Below are 19,682 nucleotides of genomic sequence, written 5' to 3' on the forward strand. Positions count from 1 at the left end.
GAAGGGGGACAATCTAAAAAATGCAGGAAAGAATACCTGAAAGATTAAAAGTTTCCCCATCCTTAGTGTTTTATATAATCGCTTCAATGCAAATTGGGATTGGCTTTCTAGGATTTCAGCGATTTATTACAAAACATGCTGGACAAGATGCTTGGATTTCAACTATCATCGCCGGATTAAGCCTTCACATTATCCTTTGGATGATTTATAAAATTGCCGAAACAGTTAATGGTGACCTTGTTACAGCCAATACTTACTTATTAGGAAATATTGGTGGGAAACTGATAAGCACTGTGTTTATTGTTTATTATTTTATTTACGTCTTGACCATTTTACGGGCATATATTGAGTTTATTCAAGTATGGATGTTCTCAGACATAAGTGTTTTTTGGTTCGCATTTGCCTTTATGCTTCTATGTATTTATGTCGTCTATGGAGGATTTCGGACAGTTGTCGGGATGTCTTTTTTTGGACTTATTCTCCCTTTTTGTTTAATCCTCGTATTTAGCTCTAATATTAAATATGCACAATTTGACCACCTGCTGCCTATCTGGAACCATTCTCTCAAAGATATCCTATTAGGCTCTTACCAAATGCTTTTATCATTTATTGGATTTGAAACGATCCTGTTTTATTATCCATTTATTAAAGATCCACAAAGATCAAAAAAATGGGCGCATATTGCCATACTAACGATAACGCTCATATTTACTGGATTAATGATTTTAACCATCACTTTTTTTTCAAGAGAGCAGCTTTTAAAGGCTACATGGCCTACATTAACGATGTGGAAAATTGTCAGATTGCCTTTTATCGAACGGTTTGAATATATTGGGATAGCCAGTTGGAATTTAGTTATTCTACCTAATGTTTGTCTTTCTATGTGGATTTCCTCAAGATTGATGAAAAGAATATTCAATATTCGCCAAAAAAATGGAGCCATTCTTATCGCTCTCATCACTGTACTCGTTATTAAACTGGTTAACAGCCGTGAAAAAGTATCTGCATTAAATGATATCGCGATAAAGATCGGATTTGCCTTTGCATTTATTTATATTCCCATTCTGTTCATTTGCATAATGATTGCAAAGAAGGTGAAAAAAGAAGAATGAAACAACTATCGTTATTACTACTCTCATTGCTCATTTTATCTAGTTGTGTTCAAAAAAATATTATTGATGAAATTAATATTGAAGCAGGAGCAGCCTTTGATCAATTAACGAAAGATAAATTTACCGGCGCTATTTTAATACAGGATTACCGCCCTGATAAATCAATAGAAAATAAAGTATTTACGACGGAAGGCCGTTTGCGAAGAGATTTATTATTAAACGTGCAAAAGCAAGCTTCAGGAGAAGTTGCTACTGGAGGTCTCGTTATCACGATATTTGGTGACAAGCTTTCCGACTCTGGCATTGCCGATTTTGTTGACTCTTACCAAAGAGATGCAAGCATCGGTTCAACACTTTACTTAGCAACATCAGCAGGAAGTGCTTTAGAAATATTGAAGGGTGATTATGGACCACAAGGGGTTTCTAAATATTTGCAAAATCTTATTAAGCATAATATTGAAAATAGAGATATTCCGGAAACGAATATACATATTTTTTTACGTGACTATTACATGCAAGGGAAAGATCCCTATTTGCCAGAAATAAGAGCCCTAAGTCCTGAAGAAGTTGAAATAAGCGGGATTAGCCTATTTAAAGGCGATCGGGAGGTTCATGTCCTTCGTGATGAAAACATGTTTTATTTTAAACTTCTGACAGATCAATATAGTCGCGGTAGCTTTCGAGTCTTTTTAAAAAAGGGAGAGGCTAGTGCTGTTAGAAGTATAAGATCGAAACACAAATATACAATAAGCAAAGATGATCATTCTCATGTTCATGTTCATATTAAGTTAATCGGAGAAATTAGAGAATATACAGGAAAAACGTTAACAAATAAGGTTGTAGCGAGAATTACCGATAAACTTGAAAAAAATATAGAAAAAGAGTGCTTAAAATTAATGAAACAGTTCCAAGAACTAGGAATTGATCCGTTAGGACTTGGGCACTTACATAGAAAACGTTTTCGCCACTATGATTTTAGCAACTGGAAGGAAGACTATAAAAAGCTTACTTTTTCTGTAAAAGCTGAAGCAAGAATTGTGGAAACTGGCGCGATCAAATAAGAGCGGGTGCACAAATGACCCGCTCTATATTAATCATTATTTGAAAACATATATTTTCGATGATGGTAGCGAATCGAAAAAATTAAGCTAATGGCGAGCATATTTCCTAATAGTGAACTCCCTCCATAGCTAATAAATGGTAGTGGAATTCCCGTAATGGGCAGCAAGCCGATCGTCATCCCGATATTTTGGAAAACATGAAATGTAATCATACTAATAACACCAACACAAATATACGTATAAAAATTGTTCTTCGTATCCATGCCAACCTTCGTGATATGGTATATAAGCAAAAAGAATAAGCTTACAAGAACGCTCGCCCCGATAAATCCAAACTCCTCCCCAACAATACTAAAGATAAAATCGGTATGGCTTTCCGGCAAGTAAACCTCTCTTGTTCCATATCCTTTTCCACTCGTTTCCCCTGAACCGATGGCAAGAAGAGATCTTGTTAGTTGAAATCCTGTTGAGCTTTGATAATTATACGGATCAAGCCAAGAATAGATCCGATCAAATTGATAGGGCTTTACCCCTAAATACTTTTCTAAAATATCCGGCTGCCAAAGAACAAAATAAAAAATAATTGATACAATGAAAGCACCCGATCCGAAAATAGGTGCAAGCAACTTCCAAGTAATCCCTGAAATAAAAATCATGCCAAGCATGATAGCAATAAAAACTAGGCCTGTCCCTAAATCAGGCTGCTGCATGACGAGCAGCAGTGGAATCATTGTAAACAAACCAATTTTCATGAGGAGATAGAAATCTGTTTTCATGGTTTTGTTAATATTTTTCTGGTGGTGATCATCAATCACTTTCGCAAGAACTAGGATGATAAAGACTTTAACAAGTTCAGCAGGCTGTAATGACCCCATCCCTGGTACACGATACCAAGCCTTTGCCCCATTAATGACAGGTGCAATACTACTTGGTGCGACAATTAAAAAGCCCAGCAAAAATAATCCGCAGCCGTAAGCATACCACGAAATTTTCTTCAACTGCTCCGAATCGAGTGTAATAACCGCTGCAATAATTCCTGCACCAACACCATACCAAACGATTTGCTTCAACAGAAAATTCTCTTTATATTGCCCAGTTGTCTGAGCACTATATATCGATATACAGCTTACTAAAAATAATAATAATAAAATGAGCACTAAACTAAAATCTAATTTAGGAGGTGAAGTATTTTTATTTGAAGTCATCTCATTCTCCCTGTTTGCAAACATCTCCTCTCTTTAAGGTAAGTAGGAGATGTTTTTAAATGAAGTTTAAACAACACTTTATTATATTTTTTATCGAAACAAAGTACAACTTATTTTGTGTGATTGGCGATAATTACTACATAGTAAATGAAGTGAGATACTTCTCCCGTACGTCATTTCTCATCCATTCAATATTATTAGGAACTTGCGGAATAAAATACCCAATGAATAACGGTGTTGTAATAAACCTCGGAATAATTTTCACATAGACTTCATCAGCTAACTGATAAAAAAATAAATTATAGCTGCTGCAGGAAAACGGAAAATGATTTAATGTATAATGAGTTGCGATTTGAATATATTTGGCAAACGCATAAATATCTTCAATCTTTCCGAGCTTCACATTGAATTCATAAAATCCTACACGAGGCTTCGTTGAGATCGAAAAAACCGTTCCGTTTTTTTCTTGAATCACTAATCCTTCGAAATCGATCGCTTGAACCTTTTCCCGATAATCAATCTCATTCAATCCAATAATTTGCATATGGGGATGCGCGATTGAGCCACCAGATAATGGGCCATGATTTTTGAAAAAGAGAACGGATTTATACTTACCGGATTCGATCATTGAAAGCCAATGTGTTAGACCGAAACGAATGAGTTTTATTAAATGTTCCTCTGGATAGGTGGACATTTCTCCATGGCAATCATCCGTCTCGATCAGAACGGTTTGATACGTATTCTCTAATACAGGGTATTTATTTTTCAAAAAAATAATCGGTCCATCCACTGCGATAATATCAATAAGCTTTTCCCGTTCGCAAAAGGGGCAGCTTTGCTCTTTATTACGAATACTGTTAGGTTTTTGCCGGCCAATTTCAGTATGAAACATAAGATGGGTATTTACCATAGACGATTGCACCTGCTTTTTCAATATAACAAGCTTATATCAATAGTTTACATGAGATATTTTTAAATTGGGAGCAAAAAGCACATTATCGAAGAATCTTGCGCAAATAAATCGCTCTCGTCAAAAAGAAGTAAACAAACTGAAATAGTAAATACAGACCAATCGCGATAATTCCGGTATTCCAAATCGTTGTTGCCATTAGTGCAACACGGGCACTGTTAAAAGCGAATAATGTATGAACGGTTCCAACGACAACTGGCAAGAAAAATAATATCGCCATCTGCATTGAAACAGAACGCCTCACTTCACCTTCCGTCATCCCTAATTTACGCATAATCGCAAATCCCTGTTTATCCTCATCCATTTCCGTCATCAATTTAAAAAATATTAAGCTTCCTGAGGCAAGAAAGAAGAGCATTGAAATAAATAATCCGATAAACAGTAGCAAATTATTTCCCATTTTGATGTCAAGATAAGAAGAAAAGCCATCAAAAATAGTAATAGTTGCAGCTTCATCCTTTTTAGCCTTTAATTCAGCTAATAGATCTCCTGCATGTTCTAACTGTTCAAAATAGTAGTCATTCATGAAAAGCTGCTCAGAGCGAGGAAATAAATCCGCCCACTTACTAAATATTTTATCATCCGTAACGAGAAGATAGGCATTGCCACCCTTTTGTCCTCGTGTAAAAGTTACTTCAGCAATAGAAGCCTGAATGGCAATTGTTTCGGTTTCTTCAGCTATTTGAATATCTATCTGATCATCCTCATATTTAGGTGGGGCAAAGCGCTCGTCCTCTGAAGGATCAAAAGGTGAGATGAATACAGCCTTCCCATCTTCGATTTTTAATGGTTTTATATGCTTCATTTGTTTTGCACGTTTATTAAATTCACTTTCAGACATGATCCACATCGTCGAAACCTCGTTGCGGATCGTCACCGTTGTTGGCAAAATCACCGTTTTATCATAATGTTTAATTTCTACCCCATGCTTTTTGGCAGCAGCTTCTACTTCTTCTCTTTTGTAAAACGGAGACTCATTCACTCCTTTTTGCAAAATGATCATATCTTGCGGGCCCCGGAAGGCAGTGTCTGAAAAATGACTGAACCAAATTAACATCCCCATGCTCGATGTGACAACTGCACTTAAAATAGCCGCGTTGCTGAGAATTCTTGCATTATCCTTCACTTTAAAAATAAGCATGCTGATCGTCGTCATGTTTGTTTTTTTCCAATAAAGCTGTGAGGAGCTTTGCAATTTCTGTAAAATAGCTGTAGATAATTGGCCAAATAATAAACTGGTCCCAATGATGACAAGCACTAAAATCGGAATCATCGAAAAGAAGAGGATCACTAAATTAGAAACGGCTGCAAGTGCATACCCTGCTCCTAGCAAAAGAACGCCTAATACGACAAGCTTGAGTGAATAGGTTGGTGGCTCCTTTGGTTTTTTTGCTGCCTTAACAAGCTCAATAATTTCACTCTTGTTAATTTCTTTCAGTTCAAAAAGTGTAATGAATTCAAATAAGACAAAAAAAACAATAATGGTTGTCATAATTGCTTTTTGGGGAACGACAAATCCAAGTGGAATTTCCGGTTGTACAATCGCTGTAATCGCCATAAAAAACAACTTCGAAAATAGAATTCCAAATAGAATTCCTACCCCGATCGCTCCGATTGAAATAATCGTAAATTCCAAAAATACAAGCTTAGAAATCTGCTTATTTTCCAGCCCAATGAGCTTCAACAGACCAAATTCCTTTTTTCTCGACTTCATGAATGCTGAATTGGAGTACTTTACAAAGAAAATCGTAAAAAACACAATGACAATTTCACATGCAATGAGCAGCCTTGTGATGATCTCGTGAACAATCTCCCCTTTAACACTTGGATGATAAATAAAGGCTGAAAACATATAGAAAATCAAAACGGTAAATGTGCTGCTTAGAAAATAGGAGCTATACTTCTGAAAATTCCCTCTGATATTACTTAGAATGAGCTGACGAAATGTCATCAAAGGAACCTCCTAGCATTGAAAGAACATCAAGGATTTTTTGGAAAAAGGCTTGCCGCTGTTCTCCACGATAAATTTCTGTATATGGCTTCCCATCTCGAATAAACACAATCCGGTTGCAATAGCTTGCTGCAAATGGATCATGGGTCACCATTAAAATCGAGCGCCCCTGTTCTTTATTCAACCTTTCCAATGCCTCCATTAACGACTTTGCTGCCTTTGAATCTAGGTTTCCTGTCGGTTCATCGGCAAGAATTAATTCGGGATTATGAATAAGGGCTCTTGCAGCTGCCGTTCTTTGCTGCTGGCCACCTGAAATTTCATATGTCCTTTTTAATAAAATTTCACGAATACCAAGAATCTCTGCAATTTCATTTAATCTACTTTCCATTTCCATTTTCGATACACTTTCTAAGACGAGTGGCAAAAGAATATTTTCCTTTACTGACAACGTATCAAGCAAATTAAAATCTTGGAATACAAATCCAAGCCGCTTTCGCCGAAATAATGCCAGCTCTTTTTCATTGAGCTGCCTTGTATTTACACCGTCAATTTCAACCGTTCCCGCCGAAGGTTTATCGATCATGGCTAAAATATTTAATAGCGTCGATTTTCCACTTCCTGACGGTCCCATAATCCCAACAAATTCACCTTTTTCTATTTGAAGATTGAATTGATCGAGCGCTTGATGTGAGAAACTTCCTTTTTTAGAGATATAAATTTTTGAAATATTTGTTGCACGTAATAGCAATTTTATCACCCTTGTCATTTTATCTATCTGATGTATTCACTGCTGCCCATTGAAGGCCTACCTATAATTTACGAAAAATAGATTGTTTCCACGATCGATAAACATGACAAAAGAAGAAGAGAAGATGACAATTTTGTCATCTTCGAGCAAATTGATAATAATCCACTGATTGTAAAAAATGAACCTCTACCGTCGTCCCTTCATTTTCTACTGAATGAACCATAATCGGATGCTGTAGGCGATCACAAATTCTTTTTGCTAAATAAAGCCCCATGCCCGTCGACTCTTGTAGCTTCCTCCCATTTTCCCCAGTGAAAAAAGGATCAAAAACTCTTGGGAGATCTTCACGTTTTATTCCGATCCCTTCGTCTACTATCGATAGCTTCACTTTATTTTCGACAGTATTGACCAAAATGGTCATATATTTTGCTTCCTTTCCTTTATTCCCCCGTGAATACTTTAACGCATTATGAATGATTTGCTCCAATACGAACGTCAGCCATTTTCTATCAGACTCGATTATGATATTTTTTTCAACTGCTTCAAGCTTCGGAAAGATATGATAGCGAATAAACGTTTTTCGTTTATCATGTAATATGGCACGAATAAATGACAGCAATTCAATTTTTTCAATTGAAAAATCAAGCTCGAACTTCTGAAGTCTAATCGTTGAGAGCATCATTTGTAATCCATCATGAAGCTTCAATGATTCCTCATCAATTTGTTCAATCAACTCCTCCTTCGTCCATTCTTCCTCCTCCTGAAGCATAAGGCGAATGACAGATAACGGCGTTTTCATCTGATGAGTCCAACGATTCGTAAAATAGTAATTTTGCTCTTGCTGTTCCTCATACATACGCAATTTCTGGGCATAATCTTGATAAGCCTCCTCACATAACTGCTTAAAGGCTTGCTGTTCCTTCGTTACAGCAGTTATTTTTAAGAGGGATTGCAATTCTGATTCTTTTGACGCATTGTTCAGTCCAGCATAAAAAGGCTTCAGTCTTATGTAATCAATAAATAAGTAGATCATTAGCAAAACGATTGTTAATAGACCAATGTAAACGAGATTATTTGTTGACAAGGTTACCCCTGTTTCAAGCATTCCAAGCTTTATGACGAGCAGTGCGAGAATGAGCATTACGATGAACATTATCATATATGTAAGTCGGTCTAATAAAAATTGCCTAAAGCCCATTATGAATGCCTCCAGTTTTTCTTTAACATATACCCTTGCCCACGCTGGGTTTGAATGGCATCGTGAATCCCTACCTCATCAAGTCTTTTACGAGCTCTTCGAATATTAACATTTAGTGTATTATCATCAACAAGATCGATTTCATCCCATATGGCTTCAAGCAGCTTATCTCGTGAAACAATTTTATCGCATTTTTTAGCTAAACAATCAATTAGGCGAAATTCCTTCGGACTACATTCCGTTCTTTTTTCATTAAATTCGATAATATTTTTATCTCGGTATAAAAAAAGGCCATCAATTTCAAGAAGATTGTGATCAACCGATAGAGCATAATCTCCATATGTTCTTCGAATAACTCCCTTCACTTTAGCAAGGAGAACCTCCATATGGAACGGCTTCGTAATATAATCATCTCCACCATTTTCAATTGCAAATACTTGATCCATTTCTCCTGAGCGGGCAGACAAAAAGATAATCGGCACATTCGAAATGCCTCTAATTTGCCTACACCAGTAAAAACCATCAAAGGAAGGCAAATTAATATCTAAAATGACTAAGTCTGGCCGATATTGAACAAACTCTTCTTTAATAAAATCAAAGTCTTCAGCGTATTGTGCTTCATATCCATACTTTTTGAAATATTGACAAATAATAGCAGCCATTTTTCTGTCATCTTCTACTACATAAATTTTATACATTGCATGACTCCTTTCAGGATGACTTCGATTTTTGTTCATTTTAATAGTACTATGAAATAGAAATTGAAAAAACTCGCCATAAGGCGAGTATCTTCAAAAGAGGATCATTTTTTTAGAAAGGGCTGTCGTTTCATATAGGTTAACGTGCGCCATAACCATTCAAAAGGTCCGAAGGCAAAGTGCTTAACCCAATAATGACTAATCAATACTTGCCCTGTAAAAATGCCAAGTGCAAGCAGAAGCCCATTAAACGGATAAACCTCTCCATAAAAACCAAGACCGAAATTGTAAAATATAAAGGTTCCAATAATTGATTGTCCTAAATAATTCGTAAATGCCATTTTTCCAACTGCTGAGAATGGCTGCAGCAAATATTTCATAGAAGTGTTAGAATATAAAAACGTTATCGTCGTTATATAGAAGAGTGTCAAGAAAGGTGCACCGATTAATAAATAGATTTCTTGCCCCTTTAAACCGAACGCGATGTTTGCTGGGAGGCCGACAACAAGCCCTAATAACCAAATCACCTTAACAGCCTTCTGCTTATCTTTTAGCTGATGAAAGATTTTTGCTTTTGCAAAAGCGGCTCCAATTAGAAACATGCTGAAATACGGAAGCGATGAATAAAAAAAGAGCAATGGATTTAATGAAAGCATGCCATTCATTGACATATATGTCATCCGATCATGCAGCTTCTGCTTCTGAATATCCATAAATGATCCATTCCCATACACATCAAGAGCTTGTTTGGCTTCCGCTTCCATTTCAACTTGCAAGGATTGCTGCCATTCATCCATCCCAGGCTGTGTTGCTGAATTAAAGCTTGATAATACAAGCGGTAAGGAGAATAGCATATAGAAGACAATCGCCCAAATAACTAATGTCCTTGCTTTCGCTTTTCTAAACAAAAGAAGGATAAACCCAAGGAGGGCATAATCCATTAAAATGTCTCCATCCCAAATAAGAAAAGCATGAATTACCCCGAATAACAGTAGTACTAGCAATCTACGAATATAAATCGGGACGAACTTTCTTCCTTTTTCAATCGTTCGCTCCATCATTATAACCATACCGAAGCCAAATAAAAAAGAAAACAAAAAAATAAATTTCATTTGGACAAACATATCTAGTAAAACACGTACAACACGGTCCGCCTCATTCCACTGATTCGTAAAAAAATTCTCTTTCCCAATCATGGACAAATATAAATCAGGATAGCTGAAGTGCGCTATATTTACTAGTAATATTCCTAATATGGCAATACCCCTTAATACATCAATAATTTGAATACGCTCATTCGCCGAAACTGGCTGTAAAGTATTCATTCTCATCACTCCCCCTCGACTACATGACTGACTTAATCTTAGAGAAAGTAATTATTTACAAAAAGTGAAATAGCTTACAAGGGAGAGGAAAAGCCTTACAATATTGTCATGTTTTACAGTTATAGTAAACAATGTATATCTCCTTACAAACTATTAAAGAGAAAAACTCACCTAGGGAAGATAGTTTTTTTCCAAACTCTATTAAAGAGTATTTTAATAAATGTTATCCAATTTTTGGATGTAATCAGAAGCTTGTATCACATTCAAAATATCAAGCGTCTCGATTTTCGTCCGAAAACATATAATCTATTATTAGGACAAATCATTTAGGAAGTGATTAATTGAATAAATTATCTCTAATTCTTATATCAATCGTTTTCTTATTGACCGCCTGCCAAACAACAAATCCCGATGTGATTACATTAGATGAAGTGCTATCGTCTTTTGCAGAACATCAATTGGTAGTTAAAGAAAATAAAGTTAGCAATCATAACATTTTTGGAATGAAACTGAATGGAGTCAAACCCTCCTCTTATGAATTAGCTGGTAAGCTGTTAACGGTATATATCTTCGATTCAGCAGAAGAACGTAAAAGAGGTATAGAGGATTTTCGTGATAAAACAGCGTCAATGAATATCATTTCTTATGAATTGTATGAAGTTGAAAATGTATTAATCTTCTATGTGTATGAATTGGATCGGAATAAGAAAGTTGAAACTGTTGATGAAATGAAAGAAGCCCTCCGTGAAATTGGGGAAAAATAATCATTAGGGAACTGTTTAAGATTCAAGTACAGAGCATTATTTTTAAAAAATGGGAACCCTCATTGATGGGCTCCCATACTTTACGGCTATTATCAACATGAATAAAGTGAAACTTCAATCAGTAGGGGTTTTCCCTACTGATTGTTAGTTGAACCCATCACGCTCAGAACGCCACGTCCTCCCAAAAGCCCCACTTTTGGTCGTGCGATGTGTCGCTGACGAAGTTTTCCTTGTCCTGTGGCTTCACCTGACTAGGACATCCTGTCCGTCGCCCGAGCATTTAGGGCTGTTAGATCCCCCACTTAGAATTTTTTGTTTCCACAATTTCTTGAAATGGGGGCCTTACAGCTCGTTGATGCGGGATAAAAGTTAATGAACATTCACATCAACTTCTGTATGCTCATGAAGTCCTTCATTGTTTGTTACATGGACTGTTATTGTATATTTACCGCTAGACTGAAATTCGTACTCTGATTTATATTCGCCGTTCTCTGCTTCATCCAGATTCACCCATGCTGGATTTGAAGCTTCTTGCGAAATTTCTAATTTTACATTAGCTTTCGTTAAAGGTTGCTGCTCTTTTTCAATATGAACAACGAATGGAATTTGTTCATTTGTGTTTATCTGGTCTGGCGTTTTTAAATGAATCGCAACATCACTATCATGATGGTTGTTATGTTCGTCACTGCCCTCTGCATGCTCATGATGGGCTTCCACATCACCAATCTGGATAGTTTTCTCTGGCATTGTATGCATATCCCTTGCCGTTACATGTGATTGCACATGATAAACTCCATTTTCTTGGAATTTATAGATGTTCGTATACTTGCCTTTTTCAGCATGATTTGCTGCAACCATTTCACTAGCATTCTTTTGCCCATCTTTCCAAATTTCAAACTTTACTTCTGTTGCATCATCTACGAAATCCTTGCCTTGTGTAACCGTTACAGCTAATGAAACCTCATTCCCTATTTCAGCCTTTTCAGGTACATCTAGCGTTGCTTCAATCATTGTCGGAATTTCTTCTTGATTGCTGCTATCCTTTTTCTGACTTGTGTTGCCACATCCAGCAATTAATATCGAGCACATGAATAATGCGATCATCCACTTTTTCAAAACTATTCCTTCTTTCCATGTTGTATAACGTAAATATACAGGTTAAATGTGAGAGAAGAGTGAAGTTTTTAAAGGAGATTTTGGTGAATCTTACCTTTGAATTGAAGTGAAAAACTGGCATTTGATTCGACAGCCCCCAACCCCAAATATATTGCCGGAAAACGTCTTTCGTAGGGTTAGTGATGGACATTTCTCAAAGGATTTACGGCAAAATGTCTTTCACTAGGAGGTTGATAGACATTTCTTAAAGGGATTTGCCGCTAAATGTCCTTCAATGGGAGTTTGATAGACATTTCTTAAAGGGATTTGCTGCTAAATGTCCTTCAATGGGAGATTGATGGACATTTCTTAGAGGGATTTGCTGCTAAATGTCCTTCAATGGGAGGGTGATGGACATTTCTTAGAAGATTTGCTGCAAATTGTCCTTCAATGGGAGATTAAGTTGTAGTTAAAGCTCATAATTTACTGAAAATCGCATGCTTATTTTCAGAAAAAAATGATAGAAACCTAGAAAAAGGTGAGGAAAAACGATTTTCGTTTTTCCTCACCTTTTTAAATGTCCCAACATCATTTGAATAAGGTACTATCTCCTGCATGTAAAAGTTTATTTAACATTAATTTCTTTAATAGATTCCGGAGTGCTCCAGATTCCGATCGCATTTTTATTTGCAGGGGTAATACTATGGATAAACCATTGTTCCTCTTTTTTTACTAAAATAAGACGAGCAGAATCCTTCCCTGCTTTTCCAGTTGATGTCGCTAAGCTAAATTCGACTACAAATTCAATGCTTTCATCTTTTTGCTCATTTTGACTCACAACTTTATATTCTTCAACCCAAGGACTTGATGCACCTGTTACCCAATGAAATTGTTCAAGTGACTTTTTAGTTCCCTTTTTAGCATCTTCAGTCATTAAGGCATATTGTAGCGCCCCATTTCTTTCTTTAACCGCTTTTGCCCATAGCTTAATTGTTTTATCTGGTTTTGTTGGAACAATTCCTCTTTCTAGCATGACGAGCTGTTCCTGGATAGAAGTCTTTTCAGTTTTTAATTCCTCTTGGTGATTCGTTTGTTTCTCCTTTGAACCTGCATATGTGGCTGTTGTAATTCCTAATATAAGTATTGCAGCTAAGATAAATGACTTTTTCAACATATCAATCTTTCCTCTCATCATATTATTCAATGACAAGGGCCCTTTGTCATCCTATACTAAATAACGATTCATTTTTCATTTCGTAACAAAAACAAAGATATTATTAGAAAAACTTGGCGTTCGCCAAGTCCTTTCGGCGAATGCCTTAGCTTTTCTTATGCGGTATTAAGCAGTAATCTTATAAAAATTTTATTTTGCTTTAGCGCGTTCATAAACTTAAACTTTCTTATTAGCTAATAAATCTTTTTTTGCTGATTTTTTGGGTGAAATTTGTATAATACAGATGTTGATTCCTCCACATACTCTAATATGAGTTTTTCTTTTTCCCAAAATACCGAAAAAGTATTTTTAAATTGCTTTATTTGTTTTCCACTATTCATATCGAAAAGAATAACTTCAGATTGCTCTCCAGAAAAGATATCAGCTGCCATAAATTGACCTGTAGCATCCAATGTTAATTTGCTAATGACGATTTCCTGTTCACTTATTTCAGAATTGATGATGAATAGCTTTTTAAAGGCTTGTGATTGTAAATTATATTCAAGTATAGTTACACTAGATTTTTCAGGCTCTTCCGCCATTTCCTGCAAACTAAAAATGATATTTTCACCTTTATGATCCATTAATAATGAACTAATTCGACTATTTTTCCCTTGTATGAATGCAGCCGGTATATCCTGCATTGAAAAAAGCTTTGTCTGATTATCATCCGTTAACATGACGATTTCATTCGTGTTATCTATGTCCAATATTTCTTTGTTATCCCGTTCTGTTACCTTTTCAATGATAAAACGATCTTCTTCTTTCAGTAGTTTAAATTCATATGTTGATAGTTTATAATACGGATTTGCATTATATGTCCAATATACTTCAGCGATAATCTTTGCTGAGTTGACTGCTTCTTCTTTACTCAATATTTTAAATCCAGCATGAGAAGGATTGGAATACGTAAGAAATTCCGGCGGATTCATCATCAAGCTTTTTGCATAATCATCATCTCTAACAATGAGAGCCTGTAGATATCGTTCAACTGTTGAACTTGGCGATAAATCGTCTTCGCTCAAGGAAATTTTCATCACTTTCGATTCATTCTGTTTTCCTCTCTTTTTCAAAACATATAAGCTTTCTCCATTTGAATTCCAAATGGGAGATGAATAGTCGTAAAGACCTTCGACTGGATTTTCTAAGCTAGGAAAATTTGTTGTCGCTTTTTTCTTTGTTTCTAAATCAAGATCACATATCCATACATTTTCAATGCCTTCCTCTTCTTTAATATAGGAAATATAAGCTCCATTCTTAGAAACAGATGGCTCTTTACCACTATCAACCTTTTTTTCATTGCCTGTTTTACTGTCCTTAATTAAAATATCACCATCACGTTCAAAAACGAGCTTTTGTTCTTTGGCAATAAATGAAGGATTCGTTCCCGCTGTAATTTTATGCTCTTCTAATGTTATTAGATTAATTTCTACAATTGATTTTTGCTTCTCCGTATCGTTTATCGCATAAATGGTTTGTAAATCCTTCCATTCTGGTTTCGAATAGGAGCCTTTTACGATTGACTCTATTTTTTTCGTCAAAAGATTTAGTACATAAATGTCACCTTGCTGTGTAAAAAGCAAAGTTTCTCCCTTGGAGGATTGACTCATACTATCGGCTTGGGCATCGCTTATCTTTTCAAAATGACCATCACTATTTTTATAAATCCCCTTATCTTTAAGGGAAACATACAAGCTGCCATTTTGGTGGCTGAATGCAAGTATTTCTCCTTCACCGACATCAAAAAAAGAAATCGAGTTCATAATATTTAATGAACTAGCCCTCGTATGCTCAATTTGAAAATTACTAATAGATAGCGCAAAAAACACCACAGCTGCCACTAAAGCACTCATCCATGAAATTTTCCGCACAAGATGGGTACGCCTTCTATGAAAGCTTTCTCTCAATCGTTTCTTTAAATCTTGATCAATATAAATATGTTCCTGCAACTCATGGAGCTGTTTTTCTATTTTCTCAGAATCCATCATAATTCCCCCAAACACTTTTTCACTAATAATTCTAGCTTCTTTGTGAGTCGGTTTGACTTAACCCGAAGTGTCTCCTCTTTCTTTCCTAATACAATGGAGATTTCCTTGAACTTTAATCCAGCAAAATATCTTAAATTCGTAATCTCAAAGTCTTCCTTTGATAAGTGATACAAACTTTTCTTCAAGCATTCTAATTCATTTGATTGCTCAAACGGATCTTCAAAAGGGTGAGGTTTTAAAAAATGCTCCAACTCTTCACCCATTAACACATTTTTCTTTTTTCGGTAAAAATCAATCACGGTGTTTCTTGCAATCGTTAATAGCCATGCTTTTGCATTAGTACCGTTCTTTAATGAACCCCAGCTTTCATAAGCCTTGCGGAATGTTTCGCTAACAATATCTTCAGCGTCCCATTTACTCCCTGTCTTGACATACACATAACGGTAAATGTCATCAAAGAACTCATCATATATTTTTGTAAATTCGTCAATCAATTGATTCTCCTCCATTAATCTCTAATGAACATAACGAATTACATTGGCAAAACGTAACAAGATCGTACAATATTATTTTATATTGAAATGCTTCCCCCTACTTAATTAAAACAATTAACCTACTAATTCGTGAACATTTTGTGACAAAACAAAATAAGAATTAACGAAACTTAACGAAACATAACAAAAGTCACAGTTCGACAATTTCTTTTTGTGTATTTTAGTAGGGGGTCAGAAAGAAGGTGAATACCATTTACGAAAAAACGTATACGCCTGATGAAGTGGCAAAAATGTTTAAAATTTCTAAGCATACTGTATATGAGCTCATTAAACGCGGAGAGCTTCACGCATTTAAAATTGGCAATAAAATGCGGATCGAAGAAAAGGAAATTCGTCGATTTAAAGAACGTGATCGTGAGTCATCTCCAACAGACCTTTCTTACCAAGATGGTCAGCTTCATCTTGCAGGTAGCCATGATTTTTTAGTTGAACAATTAATCAAATATATTTCAATTCAATCATGTGGTATTATGCTGCAGCCTACTTATATTGGTAGCCTTGAGGGATTAATGACGCTTTACAGAGGAAATTGTGACATTGCGGCGATGCATTTACTTGACCCAACAACGAAAGAATATAACCTGCCATTTATAAAACAGCTGTTTGTCCATGAACAAATAACAGTTATGAGATTAGCAGCAAGGGAACAAGGATTTATTACTGCTCCGGGAAATCCAAAAGAAATTAACAATCTTCTTGATCTAACTCGAAAAGATGTAAGGTTTATTAACCGCCAGAAAGGATCTGGAACTCGATTCCTTTTTGATTCTCTACTTGGCGAAGATAACATTCAGCCTGCTAGTATTTCAGGCTATGAAATTGAAGAGTGGAATCATCTTTCATCTGCCTCTTACATAAGCGGTGGAATTGCAGATGTGACATTTGGGATACGATCTGCGGCAAGTAAGCTTGGATTGAATTTTATTCCTTTTGCAAGTGAGAAATTTGACCTTGTTTTTAGGTGGACAGCAAAAAACGAAATTGCTCTCCAACATCTGATTGATATTATTCAATTGACAGCTTTTAAAGAAAGTATCATCAATATGGTAGGCTATGACGCAAGTGAGCTTGGATGTATTTTGTACGATACAACTAATAGGAGGAATAAGTAATGAATTTAAAGAAATTATTATCAACTAGTTTTTTAGCGCTTTTATTAATCATTATGTCAGCATGCTCAAACTCAGCAACTGACACGAAAGAGAAAGAAGAAGTTAAAAAAGAAGAACCAAAAACAGAAGAAGTAGCAAAAACAGACTTAATCTTATCAACAACTACTAGTACACAGGATAGCGGCTTACTTGATGTTTTAATTCCAATGTTTGAAGAAGCAAATCCTTACAATGTAAAAACAATTGCTGTTGGTACTGGTCAAGCATTAGAAATGGGAGTTAAAGGTGAAGCTGACGTTCTTCTCGTTCACGCTCCAGCAGCTGAACAAGAAATCGTAGATAGTGGAGATGCAACAAACCGTAAGCGTGTTATGTACAATGACTTTATTATCGTTGGACCGGCAAATGATCCAGCAGGTATTAAAGGCGTAGAAGTAAAAGAAGCATTTAAGAAGATTTTTGAAAGCGGTTCAACTTTCGTATCTAGAGGGGATGACTCTGGTACACATAAGAAAGAATTAGGCATTTGGAAAGCAATCGAAGTAACACCAACTGAAAACGCAAACTACGTTGAAACAGGACAAGGAATGGGAAATACTCTTCAAATCGCTGCTGAAAAAGAAGGTTATGTGTTAACAGACCGCGCAACATACTTAGCTCAAAAGAAAAACTATGACTTTGAAATCATTGTTGAAGGCGACGAAGATTTATTAAATATTTACCACGTGATGCAAGTTAACCCTGAAAAGCATGACAAAGTAAACGCTGCTGGTGCAGAAGCATTTGTTAACTTCATGGTTTCTGATGAAATCCAAAAAATAATCGAAGAATTCGGCCAAGACGAATACGGCGAACCACTATTCTTCCCGTATACTGAATAGAAATGCGGAGGCGGCTTGCCCAATTAAGGTACGCAGACTAAATTCGCCACGTCCTGTGGCAACGTCTGCATGACCCACATCCTGTGGGCCGCAAGCATAAGACAAGCCAGCGAGTAGGTTGCTCTTTAACCTACTTGGTGGATTGGCTTATGACCTCGAGCCCCTAGCCGCCGAAGCTGGACAATAGAAAAGCGGAGGCGACTGTTTAGCGACGTATGGACTGGACTGGCCTCTTATACGAAATGCAGAGGTGGCGTGAGCATGTTGCTCCGCCCTCCTCGCATTTTATCTTAAATTTAACCGAACGACACTTCCCCACTAATTGAGTTCACTACTAACTGATGATTGATAGAAAGCTGGAATTTGTATGGATCTTTTAATTGAAGGATTTAAAAAAGCGATTGAAATGCTGCTATCAGGAAATCCAGAAATATTCGAGATTACTTGGCTCACGTTAAGGGTTTCATTGACATCCATCTTGATCAGCACTTTTATAGGGATTCCGCTTGGTATTTTAATTGGTTTAACATCATTTCGAGGCAGACGACTACTGCTTGTCTTAATTAACATCGGAATGGGGCTTCCTCCTGTTGTAGCTGGTCTTTGGATTACAATGCTCTTATGGCGCTCTGGACCTTTAGGTTCATTTTCCCTACTTTATAGTCCTATCGCCATCGTCATGGCACAAGTTCTCGTTTCCCTGCCAATTATTATAGGACTAACATCCAGTGCCTTTCAACAAATTGATGAGAAGATGTTAATGCAGCTGAAATCATTAGGAGCAACGAAGCTTCAAACTATCTCATTACTAATAAAGGAAACGCGAATTGCCATACTTGCAGCTGTAATCGCTGGGTTTGGCCGTGTAATCGCAGAGGTAGGTGCTGCGATGATGGTCGGTGGAAATATTCGAGGTGAAACGAGAATATTAACGACATCCATTGTTATGGAAGTTTCGAAAGGCAACTTTGATATTGCATTAGCACTTTCCTTTATATTAATGACTTTAGCCTTTATCATTACCTTCCTTTTAACTATTTTACAGCAAAGGAAAAAATCCAATGAAACCAATTATTCAGTTAGATAACATCCAATTTAATAGTAAAGATCGCTTAATTCTTTCTGTTTCCGATTTATCGATATATAAAGGAGAGATTTTAGGAATTATGGGACCGAACGGGGCGGGTAAAAGTACGCTTGTTAAAATTCTTTCATGCTTACAACCTCCATCAGCTGGACATTTTTTCTATAATGGTACGGAGTTATCCCCAAGAAAAATTTCATTGGACCAAAGACGAAAATGGGCGGTTGTTCTTCAACAAACACTTATTTTTGATACGACTGTATTTCAAAATGTGGCTGTCGGCTTAAAAATCCGCAAAGTGCCAAAAGCAGTGATTAAAGAAAAGGTTGAATTTTGGCTTGAGAAATTTGGAATTGCCCATCTTGCGAAGAAAAATGCTCATCATCTTTCAGGAGGAGAAGCCCAAAGAGTAAACTTAGCTCGTGCGTTAGTCCTTGATCCGGAAGTCCTTTATTTAGATGAACCTTTCTCTGCGCTAGATTACCCAACTAAAGTCAAGTTGATTAAAGATTTTAGCTCGATTTTAAAAGAAACAAATACAACGACCATTTTTATTAGTCATGATATTTCGGAAGTGAAGTTTCTAACAGATAAGCTTGCGATTATTATTGATGGGGAGATTAAACAAATGGGAAAAACGTCTGAGGTAATCAGCTATCCAAATCAGGATACTGCTCACTTTTTAAATGAATTAACATTAAATATTGAATAATTATCCTA

General features: G+C 36.2%; 18 protein-coding genes. 7 read left to right on the plus strand and 11 right to left on the minus strand.

All coding sequences use genetic code 11. From position 1 onward, the window contains the following. Window positions 1–20 precede the first annotated feature (20 nt). Both KDN24_RS21875 and KDN24_RS21880 read left to right on the plus strand, forming a co-directional pair. On the plus strand, window positions 21–1,112 hold the full coding sequence (locus KDN24_RS21875; protein ID WP_491348158.1) for a GerAB/ArcD/ProY family transporter: 1,092 nt from the start codon (window positions 21–23) through the stop codon (window positions 1,110–1,112). Further along, window positions 1,109–2,173 carry a Ger(x)C family spore germination protein gene (locus KDN24_RS21880; RefSeq protein ID WP_491348159.1) on the plus strand — a complete coding sequence of 355 codons (1,065 nt, stop codon included), beginning with the start codon at window positions 1,109–1,111 and terminating at the stop codon, window positions 2,171–2,173. The genes KDN24_RS21875 and KDN24_RS21880 overlap by 4 nt, the downstream gene beginning before the upstream one ends. 29 nt (window positions 2,174–2,202) lie before the next feature. Here KDN24_RS21880 and KDN24_RS21885 read toward each other — a convergent pair whose 3' ends face one another. From KDN24_RS21885 to KDN24_RS21915, 7 genes are all read right to left on the minus strand, one after another. Further along, window positions 2,203–3,378, minus strand: a complete 1,176-nt coding sequence (locus tag KDN24_RS21885) for an FtsW/RodA/SpoVE family cell cycle protein (RefSeq protein WP_409974120.1) — start codon at window positions 3,376–3,378, stop codon at window positions 2,203–2,205. A gap of 136 nt (window positions 3,379–3,514) precedes the next feature. Beyond that, the gene (locus KDN24_RS21890; RefSeq protein WP_409974119.1) at window positions 3,515–4,288 is read right to left on the minus strand and encodes a DUF4931 domain-containing protein; all 774 of its coding nucleotides are present in this window, start codon (window positions 4,286–4,288) and stop codon (window positions 3,515–3,517) included. 85 nt (window positions 4,289–4,373) lie between these two features. Then, window positions 4,374–6,299, minus strand: a complete 1,926-nt coding sequence (locus KDN24_RS21895) for an ABC transporter permease (RefSeq protein ID WP_409974118.1) — start codon at window positions 6,297–6,299, stop codon at window positions 4,374–4,376. After that, a complete protein-coding gene (locus tag KDN24_RS21900; protein ID WP_409974117.1) occupies window positions 6,271–7,068 on the minus strand; it encodes an ABC transporter ATP-binding protein in 798 nt (265 codons plus the stop codon). Before KDN24_RS21900 ends, KDN24_RS21895 begins: the two co-directional genes overlap by 29 nt. Window positions 7,069–7,186: 118 nt before the next feature. After that, window positions 7,187–8,248: a sensor histidine kinase gene (locus KDN24_RS21905; protein WP_409974116.1), complete on the minus strand. Its 1,062-nt coding sequence runs from the start codon at window positions 8,246–8,248 to the stop codon at window positions 7,187–7,189. Further along, entirely contained in the window at window positions 8,248–8,946 is a 699-nt protein-coding gene (locus tag KDN24_RS21910; protein ID WP_409974115.1) for a response regulator transcription factor, read from the minus strand. The genes KDN24_RS21905 and KDN24_RS21910 overlap by 1 nt, the downstream gene beginning before the upstream one ends. A 104-nt stretch (window positions 8,947–9,050) precedes the next feature. After that, window positions 9,051–10,271 carry a DUF418 domain-containing protein gene (locus KDN24_RS21915; RefSeq protein WP_409974114.1) on the minus strand — a complete coding sequence of 407 codons (1,221 nt, stop codon included), beginning with the start codon at window positions 10,269–10,271 and terminating at the stop codon, window positions 9,051–9,053. A gap of 341 nt (window positions 10,272–10,612) precedes the next feature. Here KDN24_RS21915 and KDN24_RS21920 point away from each other — a divergent pair, with 341 nt between their 5' ends. Next, on the plus strand, window positions 10,613–11,035 hold the full coding sequence (locus KDN24_RS21920; protein WP_409974113.1) for a hypothetical protein: 423 nt from the start codon (window positions 10,613–10,615) through the stop codon (window positions 11,033–11,035). Window positions 11,036–11,404: 369 nt separating this feature from the next. Here the strand turns inward: KDN24_RS21920 and KDN24_RS21925 are convergent, their stop codons facing one another. From KDN24_RS21925 to KDN24_RS21940, 4 genes are all read right to left on the minus strand, one after another. After that, complete coding sequence (locus KDN24_RS21925; protein ID WP_409974112.1) at window positions 11,405–12,151, minus strand: FixH family protein; 747 nt, start codon at window positions 12,149–12,151, stop codon at window positions 11,405–11,407. A 604-nt stretch (window positions 12,152–12,755) separates the two neighbouring features. Continuing rightward, window positions 12,756–13,340: a hypothetical protein gene (locus KDN24_RS21930; RefSeq protein WP_409974111.1), complete on the minus strand. Its 585-nt coding sequence runs from the start codon at window positions 13,338–13,340 to the stop codon at window positions 12,756–12,758. A 197-nt stretch (window positions 13,341–13,537) separates the two neighbouring features. Further along, window positions 13,538–15,328, minus strand: coding sequence for a TolB family protein (locus KDN24_RS21935; protein WP_409974110.1), 1,791 nt, complete (start codon window positions 15,326–15,328; stop codon window positions 13,538–13,540). Beyond that, entirely contained in the window at window positions 15,328–15,825 is a 498-nt protein-coding gene (locus KDN24_RS21940; protein ID WP_409974109.1) for an RNA polymerase sigma factor, read from the minus strand. The genes KDN24_RS21935 and KDN24_RS21940 overlap by 1 nt, the downstream gene beginning before the upstream one ends. A gap of 242 nt (window positions 15,826–16,067) precedes the next feature. Between KDN24_RS21940 and KDN24_RS21945 the strand changes: the two genes are divergently transcribed. The 4 genes from KDN24_RS21945 to KDN24_RS21960 all read left to right on the plus strand — a co-directional run bounded on the left by KDN24_RS21945 (window position 16,068) and on the right by KDN24_RS21960 (window position 19,674). Further along, the gene (locus tag KDN24_RS21945) at window positions 16,068–16,997 is read left to right on the plus strand and encodes a helix-turn-helix transcriptional regulator (RefSeq protein ID WP_409974108.1); all 930 of its coding nucleotides are present in this window, start codon (window positions 16,068–16,070) and stop codon (window positions 16,995–16,997) included. Beyond that, on the plus strand, window positions 16,997–17,878 hold the full coding sequence (locus KDN24_RS21950) for an ABC transporter substrate-binding protein (RefSeq protein WP_409974107.1): 882 nt from the start codon (window positions 16,997–16,999) through the stop codon (window positions 17,876–17,878). The genes KDN24_RS21945 and KDN24_RS21950 overlap by 1 nt, the downstream gene beginning before the upstream one ends. 367 nt (window positions 17,879–18,245) lie before the next feature. After that, window positions 18,246–18,965, plus strand: coding sequence for an ABC transporter permease (locus KDN24_RS21955; RefSeq protein ID WP_409974106.1), 720 nt, complete (start codon window positions 18,246–18,248; stop codon window positions 18,963–18,965). After that, window positions 18,940–19,674, plus strand: coding sequence for an ABC transporter ATP-binding protein (locus KDN24_RS21960; RefSeq protein ID WP_409974105.1), 735 nt, complete (start codon window positions 18,940–18,942; stop codon window positions 19,672–19,674). Before KDN24_RS21955 ends, KDN24_RS21960 begins: the two co-directional genes overlap by 26 nt. The last annotated feature ends 8 nt before the right edge of the window (window positions 19,675–19,682 follow it).

Origin of the sequence: Cytobacillus sp. Bva_UNVM-123, assembly GCF_046351715.2 — a bacterium.
Lineage (GTDB): Bacteria > Bacillota > Bacilli > Bacillales > Cytobacillaceae > Cytobacillus.

Bases quoted from the DNA above. Each gene is read 5' to 3' on its own strand.
- KDN24_RS21875 (WP_491348158.1), top strand. From the start codon at position 21: ATGCAGGAAAGAATACCTGAAAGATTAAAAGTTTCCCCATCCTTAGTG.
- KDN24_RS21955 (WP_409974106.1), top strand. From the start codon at position 18,246: ATGGATCTTTTAATTGAAGGATTTAAAAAAGCGATTGAAATGCTGCTA.
- KDN24_RS21960 (WP_409974105.1), top strand. From the start codon at position 18,940: ATGAAACCAATTATTCAGTTAGATAACATCCAATTTAATAGTAAAGAT.
- KDN24_RS21935 (WP_409974110.1), bottom strand. From the start codon at position 15,328: ATGGATTCTGAGAAAATAGAAAAACAGCTCCATGAGTTGCAGGAACAT.
- KDN24_RS21895 (WP_409974118.1), bottom strand. From the start codon at position 6,299: ATGACATTTCGTCAGCTCATTCTAAGTAATATCAGAGGGAATTTTCAG.
- KDN24_RS21915 (WP_409974114.1), bottom strand. From the start codon at position 10,271: ATGAATACTTTACAGCCAGTTTCGGCGAATGAGCGTATTCAAATTATT.
- KDN24_RS21910 (WP_409974115.1), bottom strand. From the start codon at position 8,946: ATGTATAAAATTTATGTAGTAGAAGATGACAGAAAAATGGCTGCTATT.
- KDN24_RS21890 (WP_409974119.1), bottom strand. From the start codon at position 4,288: ATGGTAAATACCCATCTTATGTTTCATACTGAAATTGGCCGGCAAAAA.
- KDN24_RS21905 (WP_409974116.1), bottom strand. From the start codon at position 8,248: ATGGGCTTTAGGCAATTTTTATTAGACCGACTTACATATATGATAATG.
- KDN24_RS21885 (WP_409974120.1), bottom strand. From the start codon at position 3,378: ATGACTTCAAATAAAAATACTTCACCTCCTAAATTAGATTTTAGTTTA.
- KDN24_RS21880 (WP_491348159.1), top strand. From the start codon at position 1,109: ATGAAACAACTATCGTTATTACTACTCTCATTGCTCATTTTATCTAGT.
- KDN24_RS21900 (WP_409974117.1), bottom strand. From the start codon at position 7,068: ATGACAAGGGTGATAAAATTGCTATTACGTGCAACAAATATTTCAAAA.
- KDN24_RS21950 (WP_409974107.1), top strand. From the start codon at position 16,997: ATGAATTTAAAGAAATTATTATCAACTAGTTTTTTAGCGCTTTTATTA.